Genomic DNA, 14,163 nt, shown 5'->3' on the forward strand with positions numbered 1-14,163 from the left:
ATAAAATTTATATACCTTTAATCACTAGTATTTAGTGGTGATATAGGATGATAAAAATTAAATTGCTTACATCCCCAACATGTCCGTACTGTCCGATGGCAGCGGATGTCGTGAGGAAGTTTGTTGAAAAGAATAAGGATGTAGTGGCGATAGAAATACCTGTGAACACTGATGAGGGACTGAAAGAAGCAGTGAAGTTCGGAATAAGGGGGGTTCCTGCCCTGATAATTAACGATCAGGCTGTAATACTTGGAGTTCCCAGCATGGGAGAACTTCAAAGAGTGGTTGAGCAGATGAGAGCTTACTAGGAGGTGGTTTGATGAAAAATTTGAATGAGGAGAACTTTTACGATGAGATAAAGAAGAAAAAGCTCGTAGTTGTGGATTTCTGGGCTGAGTGGTGCATGCCCTGCAGGATGCTGACACCCATACTGGAGAAGGTGGAGAAAGAGTACGATGGAAAGGTTGAATTCGCAAAGGTTAACACCGATGAGAATCCAGCGTTAGCATCTCGATTTGGCATATTCAGCATCCCAACAGTGCTGATGTTCTACGATGGAGAGATCGTCAACGCCTTTGTTGGTGCGTTGCCTGAAGGGGCTGTGAAACATGAAATAGAGAAGGCACTTAAAAAAGTAAGTGCCTGAGTTTATTTTTTAACATGAAGTCGATAAAAGAAGCTCTAACCAGACTGAATTGTGATAATGTCCTCGAATGCTTATATGGGATGAACGAAGCGGATATAATTGTGTTCAAGACTCTTGTAAAGCTCAGGGGTGCAAAAATAGATACTTTAAGTAAAACTCTTGGTAGGAGGGAAAACTCGGTTTATAAATCTCTGCAAAAGCTCATGCTTGCGGGGATAGTTACAAGAGACAAGAAAACGATCAATGATGGCGGATATTATTACATCTACAAGCCGGTAGATGTCGAAGAGCTGGCAAAGGAGATGATCAAGTTGCTTGACGACTGGTATAGGAGAATGAGAGAGGTAATCGATGAGTTTGTAGCATTGAACAGGAGTGCAAAAGAGGATCAGAAATGATTGCGGTTCTGAACTGTCAGGGATGCGGGACATGTGACAGGGTCTGCAAGACGGGAGCGATAATCAGGAACGGAGCAAAAGTTGCCAGAATTGATCATGACAAGTGCCTAGAGTGCTACGACTGTGTTGAAGCTTGCCCTTATGGTGCGCTGATTGTAATGGATTAGGGTGTCATCAGTAGGCTCAGCAATGATGAAGCTAATGAAGCCCGAAAATAAAATTATAGAAGAATTTGTTGAAACCCTTGGTGGGGATGAGTACTCAAGAAAGGCGGTTGATCTGCTAGTTGAGAACTGTGAGAGAGGCTATATTGATCTGAGTGGGTTGAGTGAAGAGGAGAAATTCGAGATAAGCCTTATCCTCTCTTACTTTGATCTTGCTCATCCTCTAACAGCGATCAATTCATCTCTTGCATGGAAAAGCAGGCTTATATCACATTCAACAAACAAGCTTGAGATACCGTATATCGTAAGGGAAATTTTCAGGAGTGTGAAGAACGGAAACTTTGAGCTCGAGAAAATTGTAGAGAACTATTTTCGGAAGATTGGCGAGAGGAAACCCTCAGATTTTTTTGAGATCTTCAAGGAGATAACCAATGAGGCGGAAAACAACATTGTGTGCGGAAATACGATAGTCAAAGCCTCTCAGAAAAGAAACAGAGATGGTGGTGTGGTAATAGCCGAGCTGAAAGGCTCCGGCCTTATAAGTCCGTTTGCTGGGTGCGGAAACGCTTTCCAGAGCTACGGGAAAAAGTATCAGTCCCCTGTCTATGAGATCAACAGGTTCGTCAGACTGCTTATTGAGGGATATAAGTCAAAAGCAACAAGGCAAAAATAAACAAAATAAAAATTAGATAAGTCCTGCTCTTTGGAGGAGCAGCAGATCCTCGGTTTCGAGCTTCTCTCCTCTCTTGAACATCTCGTAGATTTCCTTTGCCTTCCTTATAAGCTCTTCCTTCTCCCTGTCAACCCTGCTTCTCGCCTGCTTGGCCTTCAGAGCCTTTATGACCTTGTCGAGATCTTTTAGATCCTTCCTGTGTTTGATTATCTCATTATGTATTCTGTCGGCTTCCTTCTTGCTGTTAACGAACATCTCGTGCATCTTGTCAGCTTCGCTCCTCTTTTCATCTATCTCCTGGAAAGTCTTCGTCATCTCAGCGTGGTACTTATCAGCCTCCTCGACGAACTCCATCATCTCCTGATGGATCTCTCTGACCTTCTCTTTCAGCTCTTTTATTCTGGCAATCAGCCTCTTAAACTCCTCGTGCCTCTCAAGCTGATACTTCCTTTCTTCAAGCTCCTTCTTCAGCTTGGCAATCCTCTCAACCAACGCCCTCTCCTTGTCTATTGTAAGCACCGCAGTCTGCTGTCTGAACTCGAGCCTCCTTATTTCTTTCTCTATTTCTGAGAGTGGTCTGCCGCCCTTATCTATCGACTTTCTGAGCTTGTCAAGCTCCCTGTAAAGCTTGTCAATTTCTCTGTTCAGCGAATTCTTCTTCTGCTTTAGTTCCTTCGCCTTCTTGTTGTTTTCATCTCTCTTTTCCTTGATCTCCTTAACCTTCGCAAGAAGCTCTCTGACAAGAGAATTCAGCTCATCCCTCTTATCTGCATATTCTCTCGCAGCTTTATTCAGCTCATCCCTCTTTTTCGTAAGCTCTTGAACCTCTTTTTCCAACTGTTCCTTCCTCTCCATTAGTTTTTCCAGCATCATGCTCTCACAACAGCTATCTTTGTTGTATCATTAAGATGAGTGTGGGATCAGCATACAGCCAATCCCCCGAAACACTTCCCCTATCGATAGGGATTTAAATTTTTCTTTAAGGTTAATCGCAATACCCTCTGCTTTTTATATATTTTTCTGAACGGTGTCTTTGCATATCGAAATCTACATTATTTAAGATTATTTTGTGATGCTGAATATGTGCTTTGAACTACGGTTATGTAGCAGCCTCGATCTCTCTGGACAGCTTTCGCATGTAGTACAGAAAAATCAGGATAACTGCAAAGGGCGTGATCACGGCTGTCAGATTGAACCATGAGGGTAGAGATCCATGCAAGGCCCCTTCATATATTCCCCACTCAAGCAGTAGCATGTATGCTGATAGAGTAACTCCCAGAGCCAGCAGAGCATCGAAGTATCTGTTAACCCATAGACCTCTCTGCTCAGAAGGAATCCTGTGGATGTTCGCAAAGAAGGCTGGCAGGTTTATGAGGTATGGGTATTTGTTTATCAGCGTGAAGCGGTACCTCGTTATTACCAGAAAGATTGCAGGAAGTGGGCTGAATGCTAGTGGCAGAATCAGATATACCTCTTTTTTGCCGTATGATGTCGGTCTCCCCTGAGCATCGAAGTGTGTTGGAACCATATCCGGAAGGGTGAGGTATGCGTGTATTCCCAGAACCCACATCGTGATCAGGAGCATCAGGAGAGATAATGCCATAATTCTTCCTTTGAAGGATAGCGGTTCTGGGTTTGCAAGGTTGTTTGAGTTCACAGCTGGATTCATAGCTGATTCATGCCGGGCTCATGATTTCAGTTCAAAAATATAAAAAATTAGATCTCCACGAGCACTATCACACCTTCAACCTCCAACACCTGCACATCCTTCCCGGCGAAAACTCTCTCCTCAACAGCATCAAACCAGTCCTTTTCGAGAAAGATCTTTTCTCCATTTACTTCGATTTCGTAGCCCTCTTCCAGAAGTTTTCTCATTTCTTTCTCTCCAAAGCTGTTAACAGCTTTGATGATCTCTTTCGCTTTGTCCCTGAATTTTGGCCCTATGATGCTATACTTGGGCTTCAACTGCTTGATTCTGGTCTCAATGGATGGAAACTCCTTGAGAATTTCCACTTTGCTGTTCACAGCCCCAGCAATATCTCTTGTATCGATTTCCTTTTCCGTATAGATCATCACGGATTTTAGCGGAGCATTTAGAGCCATATTTCTGTCGTGCTTCAGCTTCCTTATCTCTGAGATTATCCTCCTCATCAGCTCTCCTCTTTCTTCAGCATCGTCATCTATGAACTCCTCCTCAACCTCCGGGTAGCTCTGTTTATGTACGCTCTCGTTTCCTGATTCTGTTGCTTTGCAGAATATGTTCCAGCACTCCTCAGCGAGGAATGGTGTGAAAGGTGCGAGCATTCTTATGAGTGCTGAGATCGTCTTGTAGAGTGCGTATTTAGCCCCAACCTTCTCCTCCTCACTCCCAGAATACAGCCTGCTCTTCACGATCTCCAGATAATCGTCAGCCAGATCGTACCACGCAAAACCCCTTATCGCCTTCAGCGTCTCATCGAACCTGTATGAGTCCATGGAGTTTATTGCCTTCTCGATAACTCTGTTCAGCTTGGAGAGGATCCACCTGTCTGCAAGCCTCAGCTTTTCAGCATCCTTACTGTCTGGCTTATATCCCTTGAGGTGGTTGACCGAGAACCTGAGTATGCTCCAGAACTTCTGCTGGAATCTGCTCGCAGAAACTACTTCTTTCCATGTGAATATCACATCGCTACCTGTCGAGCCACTGGCTGCCCACTGCCTCAGAGCATCGGCACCGTACTTCTCGATAACCTCTTCAGGAGAGATTATGTTACCCAGGCTCTTGCTCATCTTTCTTCCATCTTCTCCCAGCACCATCCCGTTTATGACGATCTCATACCAAGGTATCTCGTCAGCAAGAGCTAGGGATCTGAGTATTGTATAGAACGCCCATGTTCTTATGATATCATGCCCCTGAGGTCTAAGATGGGTGGGATACTCTTTATGCTCATAGGGCCATCCGGTAATTGCCAGAGGGGTTATGCTCGAATCCATCCATGTGTCCAGGACATCGTCCTCTCCCACGAACTCAACTGAGCCACAGGATGGGCATGGAATCTTTGGATAATCCTTTGTCGGATCTACTGGCAGCCATTCCTCCTTTGCAACCAGAATCTCTCCGCATTTCTTGCAGTACCAAGCTGGAATCGGGGTTGCGAAAATCCTCTGCCTGCTTATGACCCAGTCCCACTCCATGCCCTCTACCCATCCAACGAGCCTGCTGAACATGTGCTCTGGGATCCACTTTATCTTTCTCGCTCCATCTAGGATCCTGTCATGCTCTATCCTGACGAACCACTGCTCCTCGGCAATTATCTCCACAGGAGTTTTACATCTCCAACATGTGCCAACATTGTGGTCTATCTCCTCTTTCTTCAGAACTCTGCCTTCCTTCTCAAGATCCTCAAGTATTTTTTGTCTGGCTTCTCTAATTGAAAGCCCCTGATATCTTCCGGCCTTCTCATTGAGTCTCCCATCCCTGTCAAGAATCATTCTGAGCTCCAGATCGTGCTTCTTCCACCACTTGACATCCTGTCTGTCTCCAAAGGTACAGATCATCACGATCCCGGTTCCAAACTCGGGATCGACCTCCTCATCGGCAATGACCCTCACCTTGTACTCGGTTGTCGGAACTGTAACCTCTTTTCCAACGATATTTTTGTACCTCTCATCATCCGGATGAACAGCGAGAGCAACACATGCAGGAATCAATTCTGGACGAGTAGTAGCGATAACAACATCTTCATCGAACTTTATGTAGTTCAGCATTGTCTTCCCAGACTTGTATTCAATCTCAGCCAGTGCTATTGTTGTCTGACATCTCGGACAGTGAATTACTGGGTGGTAAGCTCTGTAGATCAGTCCTTTGTCGTACATCCTCACGAATGAAATCTGGGTTTTCTTGAAGTACTCTGGATACATTGTTATGTACTCGTTGCTCCAGTCGATGGAGAAACCCATTCTCTTCATGGTCTCTCTCATTTTCTTTATGTTTCCCTCGGTAAACTCAACGCACATCTTCCTGAAAACGTCTCTCGGAACATCGTTCTTGCTTATTCCATGCTTTTCCTCGACCTTCACCTCAGTTGGAAGCCCATGACAGTCCCATCCCTGAGGGAACATGACTTCATATCCCCTCATCCTCTTGTATCTCGCGATAAAATCAATATAACACCAGTTGAGGGTGTTTCCAATATGAAATGATCCGGTTGGATAGGGAGGAGGCGTATCGATTATGTAATGTGGTTTTCTGGAATTCCAGTCAAAATAGTACATTGATTCATCCCACAAATTAAGCCATTTCTTTTCAATTTCAAGAGCCCTGTATTCTTTTTCAATTTCTTCCAAGCTCTCACCTCGCTATATTCCCTTACAAAGAGAGTTTTTAAATATTACTTCATTCATTACTTCATATTTATCGCGTAATTTCTCAACACTCCGATCCCCTCAATGTGAACCTCAACAACATCTCCATCTCTCAGCGGGCCAACGCCTGAAGGAGTTCCGGTGGCGATAACATCTCCTCTTTTGAGGGTCATTATCGATGAAACGAACTCCAAAAGTCTGAATGCATCGAAAACCATGTTGGATGTATTGGATGCCTGAACGACCCTGCCGTTGAGGTATGTTTTTATCTCTAAATTTCTTGGATCCAAGTTACTCACAACATATGGCCCGAGAGGGGCGAATGTGTCGAAAGACTTGCCCCTTGTCCACTGCCCGTCTTTCATCTGCAGGTCTCTTGCCGTAACATCGTTGAAGCATGTGTAGCCTAAGATGTAATCTTTTGCATCATCATACGAAACATTTTTGCACTTCTTTGCAAGAACTACTGCAAGCTCTCCTTCATAGTCTACTCTCTCCGACATATTCGGGAGTATAATCGCATCTCCATCGCCTATGACTGCTGTATCTGGCTTCATGAATATTATCGGCTCGTCGGGAACATCCTTTCCGAACTCCTCTGCGTGGTCACGGTAGTTAACCCCGACGCAAATGAGCTTTGATGGTTTAACCGGAGGAAGAAATCTGACGGCTTTTATGGGAATTCTCTCCCCATCGAAGATTATTACCTCGTTTTGAACATCGAAATACCCTTCGTTGATTTCTCCCTTGAAAAGGAACCTTCCGTAGGCGATCATGATTTGCGAATTGCTGTGGGAGTATATTACCGTTATGTTGTAAACTTAATGATTTCGTGATTTCATCTGGCCGATTACCTCAGATTAACAATCTGAAAACCCATATTTCTCAATACCCATCCTATATGTCTTCTTCTGCATTTTTTCCAGTCTCTCTGATCCCCCACAACCAGAACCGGGCCTTTTGAGAAAGAGTCTATGACAGATGTGACAGCTTTTATGAACTCTCCGGAGTAAACCTCCTCAAAATCGATGCCATTCCTTGCAACCTCTAAGCCAATGTCTGGGAAATCGGAATCCACTTCGAAGATGTTTTTTATGCGGTATCTTTCAACTATATGTTCAAGATCACGATCACTTTTGCCTTTAATCCCTGTCATGTATATTTTCATCTCAAGGAGGTTTCTGGCTAACTCATTTCTGAACATGTCTTCCTTCAGGAATTTTACCTTGTCAATCTCTTTAACTCTGCCAAACCAGTAGATAACGAACCCATTCCCGAACATCTCGAGGTATTTTGAGAACTGCTTTTTCCAGTAAACCCAGTGTATCCTGAAATCTCCAAAGAGAGCTTTGCTCTCAATCCATCTGATCTCTTCTCCGGCTATGTTAACACCATCCGGGAAGTAGAAGTCTGGGGTTTTTGAGAACTCCTTCCTCAGATCCTTCTCGGTTTTGAACTCGATATCTCTGGATTTGAGCCACTCCTCAAGTATTTTTTCTCCAAGATCTCCCCTCACATACTGATTTTTTATTGCGAAAGGAGAGTAGATGTAATCTGTAAAGATTGACTTCCAGGTCTCCCTTCTAAGATCTTCATCATCAATATTATTCGGATTTAAGAATGAGTTTCTAATCTCCTTTTTCGAGTACTCGAGAGCTTTCAGGAGTATCCTAATTTGCATTGTTGGGGTGAGCCTGAACCATCTCGGGAACCTCTTCTCCCTCTCCCAGAAATCTGCGAGTTCTTCTGCTCTGCTGATCATTTTGCCGTAATTAACCTTTACCTCATCAACCTTCTTTTGAGATAGTATCGAAAAGAGCATACCTCGGTAGTATCTCTCATTTCTCAAATCCGATAGATTCCTTAAATTTTTTCTCAGCTTCAGGTATTCTTCGTGTGTTATCTCCAATCTCTCACCTTTTCATATCTTATTTTTCTCTATTCTTCTCCTATTTCTTCTCCTCTCAGCGAGTAAACAAAAAGCACCCTGACCCTGCCTTTCCTCAGCCCCGCGTACTTCGTACTCATCTTAATTTTGAATCTGTAGTTCCTCTTCAAATCCGAAATGAACTTTCTGGCATCATTTACATCTGAGAAGTAGACATCATACCCCTTCTTCGCCTTTTCTATCTCGAACTCAAATCCCTTCCTTTCAAGAACCCTCTGTAAGTTAGTGAGGGGCAGGTTTCTGAGCTGCAGAATTGCAGGGTGCTTTACTTCCACGATTTTAAATTGGCTTTGGTGTTAAAAAGTCTTACTCTAAAAGCATGAAATTTTTTATAACCTCCAGCAAAACTCTACTGAATGCAGGGAGAGAAGCTTCTGAGAACCGAGTTCAATATAAACTATATTAATGTTGCATCAAGGAAAAATGAAGTGGAGCACTGCATAGTGAGGCTGATAATCTCCACACTGGCAACTCCCGCTGAGATAGCAGGGATTACAAAGAAAGATATTCGGAGATATCGGGATTTTCATACGGTTAGGCTCAGGAGTGGCAGGAAGGTCAGGGTATCTCCACTTGATAAGAGGACTTACGATCTCCTTACGAGGATATCAGCCGATAAATCCTCCTCTCAGCAAATTTTCCCTCTGGATGAGGATGAAATAGATGAGATTGTTAAAAGAAACTCCCCTCCCGGAAGTGTTTACAGCGCATCCGGGCTGAGAAAGGCTGTCATGGATATTATCGCAGACAGCATCTTCTTCGAGGTTGAGGAGGATATATCATCCATCAAAGATGTGGATAGGCTGTATGCTGTATTTCATGACACGAATCCTATCTACTCAGGAGTGTGGGATTTAGAGGATGATGAGGATCTGCTGGACTTTTTAGCCTCATTTGAAAAGTACATTGGCGAGAAAAGCCTAGAAGAGATTTCTGAGATTATATCAGAACCGTTTGAGAGGCTGAGGAACTTGAAGGTTTAGCTGAGTTGAAAGTTTGGAGGTAAACGCTCACACTTTAGCACGCTTTAATGTCCCATTCTTTACCATAGCTAGCATGGATTTTCTGCCGCTGGCGGTAGGCATACTGCTTGGTATTGTGAGCGGTTTACTGCCGGGCATTCACAATAATACCTTCTCTGCACTGATGATCTCCAACATTTTCATTCTGACAGAATTTTTCGAGCCTGAAGAGATAGCGTTAATTATATTCGCGAATTCGATAACCCACACATTTTTAGATATTCTACCAACGGTGTTCATCGGGGCTCCTGATGAAGATACAGCAGTATCCATTCTCCCGGCACATGCGATGCTGCTCGATGGGAGGGGTTTTGAGGCTGTAAGCATTTCGGCTTTTTCGAGCCTGATATCCTATGTTTTATCGATTCCAGTATTTTTTGTCCTGCTTAATCTTAGTCTTAAGGGAATTTTGATGGAGTTAACAGCTCCATTCTTGATTCTGGTAGTGATTCTGCTCATTCTATCTGAAAGAGAGGATAGGTTTGCCGGATCGCTAAACAGGGTTCTCAGGATGTCTGAAGCTCTGGCTATTATTCTGCTTTCTGGAGTGATTGGGTATATCGCCTTTAAGTACTCCTTCCTCTTTGAGGTTAGGGCAGGAGGAAATATCTTCATACCAATGATGATCGGATTCTTTTCGATTCCGGTTCTGATCCAGAGCAGAAAGACATCTATCCCCGATCAGAGAATAGAGCTGGCAATTCCGGGGAGAAGAGTTTTTCATGGATGTGCTGGAGGATTTCTGGTATCGATGTTTCCGGGAGTCAGTTCCGGGATTGCGAGCGTGATTTCGTCATTCAGCAACAGAAAAGAGGAAGAGTATATAACTTCTGTTTCCTCAGCCAACACATCTAATGCCCTGCTCTGCTACGCAATCTTTTTCTCTATGGGATTTAAGAGAAGTGGAGCGGTTGATGCTTTTAGCAGAATCGTAAGCGATCTCGATTATGGCGAGATCAGGAATTTAATTCTTCTCGGAGCAATCGTTGTGGTGATAGCATTTTTCGTTACAATTCTGCTCGGGTACATATTTTCCAGGGTGTTGAGGGAGGTTGATACACACAATCTCTCAAAATTGCTCATAGTATTTCTTGTAGCCTACACATATTTCATGACTGGGACTTACGGAATCCTGTTTTTGATAACATCTACTATTGTTGGATTGCTTGCTGCGAAACTTGGGGTGAGAAGGATCAACTGCATGGGTTGTGTGATACTCCCAAGCATTTTGTTGAGAGTCTAAATCTAAACGATGTCCTCGTCTCTCAATATTTCGCAAATCCTGCAGATGTAGTCAACTTCGTCATCTATAGAGAATTCTCCCTTAATGAGCTTTTCAATCAGTTCGTTGATCACCTCACTTGCCCTCTCGGATCTTTCAATCATCTGGATTCCAGTCAGTCCCCTTTTGCTGCTCATATACTGTGATACAGCTGATTGTGTTAAACCCAGAAGCTTTGCAACATCCTTCCTCTTCAACCCATAATTTTCAATAAGTTCTTTTGCAATTTTAGCTCTTAAAGCTGGAAGTATGTTTTTCACAATAACCATACAGGGTGGTTTGCTCATTATAACAATTTTGCATCTTTAATAAATAAAGGTTTTGTTCTTTTTCTTTTTGACTATATATTCAAGTTTTTAGAAGTTTGGATTTTACACCCTCCGATATTTTTACAGATCTCTCACGCATGAAATTTATTTAGTGATTTATCAATATGTTTTCGTACGGATTTTTATTCATTTTGTAATACACAGTCATATTTTTTCATAGGATCATAAATATTTTTACTTAATTTATATATTTGTTTAATGCTCTGTGAACTTATATTATATAGTTTCACCTACAGAATTGTCTGTTCATTTTCCGTGACAACTAACATTTGCTGCGTAACTCAACTCGGAGATCAGCTCTGGGTTATTCCCCATATAAATAACATCATTCCCAACATCAATGACATCTACTTCGGTTTAATCGGATACGAATTATCCATGCGATAGCCACTTTCTCTGGATCATCAAACCTTGATTCAATCATTCTTAAATCGACAATATCTTAGTCCGATAGATTTGATGTATCCAGCGCGGAGCAGCCAATAACAGCGTAATAACCTTCGATTTGCGTCACAAGGGAAAACACACTCAACTCAGAAATCAGAAAGCTTTAAATTTGAAGAAATACTATAATTTCTATAGGATAAAGGATTATGGTGATAAAAATGAAGAAGTTTGGAAAAAACATCTGGATCGGGCTAATCTTAATCGGCATGGTTCTTGTATTAACAAGCGGATGCGTTCAGAAAACTCAGGAGACTGCACCTGCTGAAACTCAGACACCAACACCGGTTCAAACAGGCATGGGTAATGGAATTGGGGTTGGTCATGGAGTAGGACAAGGGCAGGGCGCTGGACAGCACGGGAACAGTGGCATGGGAAACGGTAACATGGGTAGCATGGGCAGTACAATAATGGCAAATGTTGAAACCCTTCCACGGCAGAACCTCAGCCAGGATGAAATCGATGGAATAATGTACATGCGTGAGGAGGAGAAACTGGCGAGGGATGTCTATCTGGCTCTCTATGACAAGTGGGGACTTCAGATCTTCAGCAACATTGCCAGAAGCGAGCAAATGCACATGGATGCCGTGTTAGCCCTAATCAAAAAGTACAACCTGACAGATCCGGCTAAGGATGTGGGTGAGTTCACCAATCCACATCTGCAGGAGCTTTACGACAACCTTGTGGAGCAGGGAAGCAAGTCAGAGGTTGATGCCCTGAAGGTTGGTGCCTTAATTGAAGAAGTTGACATAAAAGACCTCAAGGACTGGCTTGCAAAGAACGACAATGAGGATATCGAACTCGTCTATGATAACCTCATGAGAGGTTCTGAGAATCATCTGAGGGCTTTCACATCAGTTCTCAAGAACTATGGTGTCACCTACGAACCACAGGTGATAAGCGAGGATGAGTATCAGGAGATAATAAATGCGAGATAAAGTCAAAATAAAGCTTAATTTTTCTTTCTATTTTAAAGCAATTTAAAAGCAAAAGATCAAAAGCTCAAAATCCAAGTACATCATCCATTGTATATATTCCCGGTTTCTCAACCCTGCTTATCCACTTCGCCGCCTGAATAGCTCCGGATGCGAATGCCTGCCTGCTCAATGCTCTATGGGTTATCTCAATTCTTTCACCATTGCCGAAATAGAACACCGTATGCTCACCAACCACATCTCCGCCTCTTATCCCAAAAATACCTATTTCCTCTCCTCTCGGACTCAATCCACTTCTTTCGAACTTTAATTCCCTTTTTATTCCTTTTTTCTCCAGAATGTCTTTTATCAGTCTTCCCGCTTTCAGAGCGGTTCCGCTCGGAGAATCCTTTTTAAACCTGTGGTGGATCTCGACTATTTCTATATCGTAGCTGGATAGATAAGGTGTTGCGAATTCGAGGATCTTCCAGAAGATGTTCACCCCAATGCTGAAGTTCGGAGATATAACTGCAGGAACGGATATAACGCTCTCGATCTCATGCCACTGTTCTTCGTCAAATCCTGTAGTTCCAACAACAAGCTTAACTCCTTTCTCACAGGCTTTTTTTATGTTCTTAATCGAAGAGTCTGCCACAGTGAAATCTATCAGAACATCTGCATTTAGCTCATCGATATTGTCTGAAATAATCACACCGGTTTTACCAACTCCTGCAACCTCTCCTGCATCTTCACCAACTCTCTGAACATCGAAAGCCTGAACAAGCTTGAGCTCTGGATCGCTCACGGTATTTGCTACCAGCAGCTTGCCCATTCTTCCAGCTGAACCAGCAATTGCTATCGAGATCATAACAAATCGAGGGATTTCAAAACAGCCTTCAGCTTCTCGGTCTTCTCCTCATTCAGTTCTACGAGAGGCAATCTGGGCTTTCCTGCGGCCAATCCCATAAGGTTCAATGCCTTCTTGACAGGTATTGGATTCGTGTCGATAAACAGAGCGTTGAACAATGGAGTTAGCCTGTGGTGGAGCTCCCTTGCAGCGGTCATATCCCCCTCAACGAACTTATTGTACATCTCCTTCATAAGATGCGGGGCTACATTCGCAGCAACGCTGATAACTCCTGTTCCCCCGAGGCACAGGACTGGCAGCGTGAGAAAATCGTCTCCTGACAGCACGGTAATCTCTGGAACGGTTCTTATTATGTCTGAAATCTGCTTCAGATTCCCGCTTGCCTCCTTTATGGCTGCAACATTCTCGATTTCTGCGAGCCTCTTCACGACATCTGGCGTTAAGTTTATGCCGGTCCTTGATGGAACATTGTAAACTATTATCGGGATCGAAAGCTCGTCGCTCAAAGCCTTGTAATGCAAATAGAGTCCATCAGGATTGGGCTTGTTGTAGTAGGGTGTTACAAACATTGCTGCATCCGCGCCAGCCTTCTCAACTTCCTTCCCGATATAAAGGGCTTCTCTTGTTGAGTTGGATCCCGCTCCTCCTATCACCGGCACCTTTGAAACCTCGCAGACATATCTGACAACCTCTATATGCTCCTCGTAGCTGAGTGTCGCAGCCTCACCGGTCGTGCCAGCAGGAACGACAGCATCGACATGCTTTTCCAGATACTCTAAGTTTCTGTCGATTCCCTTGAAATCTACGCTCAGGTCTTCCTTGAAAGGGGTTATAAGGGCTGGAATAACACCCTTAAACTCATGCATTTAGATAACCCCTTCTGACCCTTCTCGTTATATATCCAGCAACCCTATTTCTGACAGTCTTGCTCTTTATATCGGCATATTCTGCAACGAGCTTCTTGTTTTCCTCAAAACTCTCCGTAAACATGTCCGGATATCTCTTTAACAGCTCAAGAGCGATAACCTTGATGTACGCAGGCTTTACCGTTCCCATCATCAACACCTCTTCAAAGCAATTGATAATTCTTTATTTAAGTTTTGCGTGGAGGTTATGAATTACATCCTCTGC

18 protein-coding genes are annotated in these 14,163 nt (G+C 43.4%); 8 read left to right on the top strand and 10 right to left on the bottom strand.

All coding sequences use genetic code 11. The annotated features are described in order from the left end of the window. Nucleotides 1-47 precede the first annotated feature (47 nt). Genes ASULF_RS03320 through ASULF_RS03340 form a run of 5 tightly spaced genes read left to right on the top strand, consistent with a single transcriptional unit; the run spans nt 48 to nt 1,881 of the window. Nucleotides 48-308, top strand: coding sequence for an MJ0307 family thioredoxin (locus tag ASULF_RS03320; RefSeq protein WP_015590288.1), 261 nt, complete (start codon nt 48-50; stop codon nt 306-308). An 11-nt stretch (nt 309-319) separates the two neighbouring features. Next, nucleotides 320-646 carry a thioredoxin gene (trxA, locus tag ASULF_RS03325; RefSeq protein WP_015590289.1) on the top strand — a complete coding sequence of 109 codons (327 nt, stop codon included), beginning with the start codon at nt 320-322 and terminating at the stop codon, nt 644-646. A 14-nt stretch (nt 647-660) separates the two neighbouring features. Then, nucleotides 661-1,044, top strand: coding sequence for a helix-turn-helix domain-containing protein (locus ASULF_RS03330; protein WP_015590290.1), 384 nt, complete (start codon nt 661-663; stop codon nt 1,042-1,044). Continuing rightward, entirely contained in the window at nt 1,041-1,211 is a 171-nt protein-coding gene (locus tag ASULF_RS03335) for a 4Fe-4S binding protein (protein WP_015590291.1), read from the top strand. The genes ASULF_RS03330 and ASULF_RS03335 overlap by 4 nt, the downstream gene beginning before the upstream one ends. A gap of 22 nt (nt 1,212-1,233) precedes the next feature. Beyond that, the gene (locus ASULF_RS03340) at nt 1,234-1,881 is read left to right on the top strand and encodes a hypothetical protein (RefSeq protein WP_144060471.1); all 648 of its coding nucleotides are present in this window, start codon (nt 1,234-1,236) and stop codon (nt 1,879-1,881) included. 12 nt (nt 1,882-1,893) lie between these two features. Here ASULF_RS03340 and ASULF_RS03345 read toward each other — a convergent pair whose 3' ends face one another. From ASULF_RS03345 to ASULF_RS03370, 6 genes are all read right to left on the bottom strand, one after another. Beyond that, complete coding sequence (locus tag ASULF_RS03345; protein WP_015590293.1) at nt 1,894-2,754, bottom strand: coiled-coil protein; 861 nt, start codon at nt 2,752-2,754, stop codon at nt 1,894-1,896. A 226-nt stretch (nt 2,755-2,980) separates the two neighbouring features. Then, nucleotides 2,981-3,550 carry a DUF1648 domain-containing protein gene (locus ASULF_RS03350; protein ID WP_015590294.1) on the bottom strand — a complete coding sequence of 190 codons (570 nt, stop codon included), beginning with the start codon at nt 3,548-3,550 and terminating at the stop codon, nt 2,981-2,983. A 47-nt stretch (nt 3,551-3,597) separates the two neighbouring features. Beyond that, on the bottom strand, nt 3,598-6,207 hold the full coding sequence (locus tag ASULF_RS03355) for a valine--tRNA ligase (protein WP_015590295.1): 2,610 nt from the start codon (nt 6,205-6,207) through the stop codon (nt 3,598-3,600). Nucleotides 6,208-6,263: 56 nt separating this feature from the next. After that, nucleotides 6,264-7,001 (bottom strand): fumarylacetoacetate hydrolase family protein, encoded by a 738-nt coding sequence (locus tag ASULF_RS03360; RefSeq protein WP_015590296.1) that lies wholly within the window; start codon nt 6,999-7,001, stop codon nt 6,264-6,266. Nucleotides 7,002-7,075: 74 nt separating this feature from the next. Continuing rightward, nucleotides 7,076-8,134, bottom strand: coding sequence for a TPD domain-containing protein (locus tag ASULF_RS03365; RefSeq protein WP_015590297.1), 1,059 nt, complete (start codon nt 8,132-8,134; stop codon nt 7,076-7,078). Between the two features lie 29 nt (nt 8,135-8,163). Continuing rightward, complete coding sequence (locus tag ASULF_RS03370) at nt 8,164-8,448, bottom strand: NMD3-related protein (RefSeq protein WP_015590298.1); 285 nt, start codon at nt 8,446-8,448, stop codon at nt 8,164-8,166. Between the two features lie 81 nt (nt 8,449-8,529). Between ASULF_RS03370 and ASULF_RS03375 the strand changes: the two genes are divergently transcribed. Both ASULF_RS03375 and ASULF_RS03380 read left to right on the top strand, forming a co-directional pair. After that, the gene (locus tag ASULF_RS03375; RefSeq protein WP_015590299.1) at nt 8,530-9,156 is read left to right on the top strand and encodes a hypothetical protein; all 627 of its coding nucleotides are present in this window, start codon (nt 8,530-8,532) and stop codon (nt 9,154-9,156) included. Nucleotides 9,157-9,229: 73 nt separating this feature from the next. Then, nucleotides 9,230-10,438, top strand: a complete 1,209-nt coding sequence (locus ASULF_RS03380; RefSeq protein WP_048098103.1) for a tripartite tricarboxylate transporter permease — start codon at nt 9,230-9,232, stop codon at nt 10,436-10,438. Nucleotides 10,439-10,440: 2 nt separating this feature from the next. On the opposite strand, the gene ASULF_RS03385 is transcribed toward ASULF_RS03380, so the two are convergent. Further along, the gene (locus ASULF_RS03385; RefSeq protein WP_015590301.1) at nt 10,441-10,764 is read right to left on the bottom strand and encodes a transcriptional regulator; all 324 of its coding nucleotides are present in this window, start codon (nt 10,762-10,764) and stop codon (nt 10,441-10,443) included. A gap of 647 nt (nt 10,765-11,411) precedes the next feature. Here ASULF_RS03385 and ASULF_RS03390 point away from each other — a divergent pair. Then, nucleotides 11,412-12,188, top strand: coding sequence for a DUF2202 domain-containing protein (locus tag ASULF_RS03390; RefSeq protein WP_015590302.1), 777 nt, complete (start codon nt 11,412-11,414; stop codon nt 12,186-12,188). A 64-nt stretch (nt 12,189-12,252) separates the two neighbouring features. On the opposite strand, the gene dapB is transcribed toward ASULF_RS03390, so the two are convergent. From dapB to ASULF_RS03405, 3 genes are read right to left on the bottom strand one after another with little or no spacing between them, the layout of a single operon-like run. After that, nucleotides 12,253-13,032, bottom strand: a complete 780-nt coding sequence (dapB, locus tag ASULF_RS03395) for a 4-hydroxy-tetrahydrodipicolinate reductase (protein ID WP_015590303.1) — start codon at nt 13,030-13,032, stop codon at nt 12,253-12,255. After that, nucleotides 13,029-13,898: a 4-hydroxy-tetrahydrodipicolinate synthase gene (gene dapA, locus ASULF_RS03400; protein WP_015590304.1), complete on the bottom strand. Its 870-nt coding sequence runs from the start codon at nt 13,896-13,898 to the stop codon at nt 13,029-13,031. Before dapA ends, dapB begins: the two co-directional genes overlap by 4 nt. Next, a complete protein-coding gene (locus ASULF_RS03405; protein WP_015590305.1) occupies nt 13,891-14,088 on the bottom strand; it encodes a 30S ribosomal protein S17e in 198 nt (65 codons plus the stop codon). The genes dapA and ASULF_RS03405 overlap by 8 nt, the downstream gene beginning before the upstream one ends. Between the last annotated feature and the right edge of the window lie 75 nt (nt 14,089-14,163).

Origin of the sequence: Archaeoglobus sulfaticallidus PM70-1 (genome assembly GCF_000385565.1) — an archaeon.
GTDB lineage: Archaea > Halobacteriota > Archaeoglobi > Archaeoglobales > Archaeoglobaceae > Archaeoglobus_A > Archaeoglobus_A sulfaticallidus.

Excerpts from the sequence above, each read along its gene's own strand:
- ASULF_RS03330 (WP_015590290.1), top strand. The coding sequence starts at position 661 with ATGAAGTCGATAAAAGAAGCTCTAACCAGACTGAATTGTGATAATGTC.
- ASULF_RS03320 (WP_015590288.1), top strand. The coding sequence starts at position 48 with ATGATAAAAATTAAATTGCTTACATCCCCAACATGTCCGTACTGTCCG.
- ASULF_RS03350 (WP_015590294.1), bottom strand. The coding sequence starts at position 3,550 with ATGAATCCAGCTGTGAACTCAAACAACCTTGCAAACCCAGAACCGCTA.
- dapA (WP_015590304.1), bottom strand. The coding sequence starts at position 13,898 with ATGCATGAGTTTAAGGGTGTTATTCCAGCCCTTATAACCCCTTTCAAG.
- ASULF_RS03340 (WP_144060471.1), top strand. The coding sequence starts at position 1,234 with ATGATGAAGCTAATGAAGCCCGAAAATAAAATTATAGAAGAATTTGTT.
- ASULF_RS03405 (WP_015590305.1), bottom strand. The coding sequence starts at position 14,088 with ATGGGAACGGTAAAGCCTGCGTACATCAAGGTTATCGCTCTTGAGCTG.
- ASULF_RS03380 (WP_048098103.1), top strand. The coding sequence starts at position 9,230 with ATGGATTTTCTGCCGCTGGCGGTAGGCATACTGCTTGGTATTGTGAGC.
- ASULF_RS03360 (WP_015590296.1), bottom strand. The coding sequence starts at position 7,001 with ATGATCGCCTACGGAAGGTTCCTTTTCAAGGGAGAAATCAACGAAGGG.
- ASULF_RS03385 (WP_015590301.1), bottom strand. The coding sequence starts at position 10,764 with ATGAGCAAACCACCCTGTATGGTTATTGTGAAAAACATACTTCCAGCT.
- ASULF_RS03345 (WP_015590293.1), bottom strand. The coding sequence starts at position 2,754 with ATGATGCTGGAAAAACTAATGGAGAGGAAGGAACAGTTGGAAAAAGAG.
- dapB (WP_015590303.1), bottom strand. The coding sequence starts at position 13,032 with ATGATCTCGATAGCAATTGCTGGTTCAGCTGGAAGAATGGGCAAGCTG.
- trxA (WP_015590289.1), top strand. The coding sequence starts at position 320 with ATGAAAAATTTGAATGAGGAGAACTTTTACGATGAGATAAAGAAGAAA.
- ASULF_RS03390 (WP_015590302.1), top strand. The coding sequence starts at position 11,412 with ATGAAGAAGTTTGGAAAAAACATCTGGATCGGGCTAATCTTAATCGGC.
- ASULF_RS03335 (WP_015590291.1), top strand. The coding sequence starts at position 1,041 with ATGATTGCGGTTCTGAACTGTCAGGGATGCGGGACATGTGACAGGGTC.
- ASULF_RS03375 (WP_015590299.1), top strand. The coding sequence starts at position 8,530 with ATGCAGGGAGAGAAGCTTCTGAGAACCGAGTTCAATATAAACTATATT.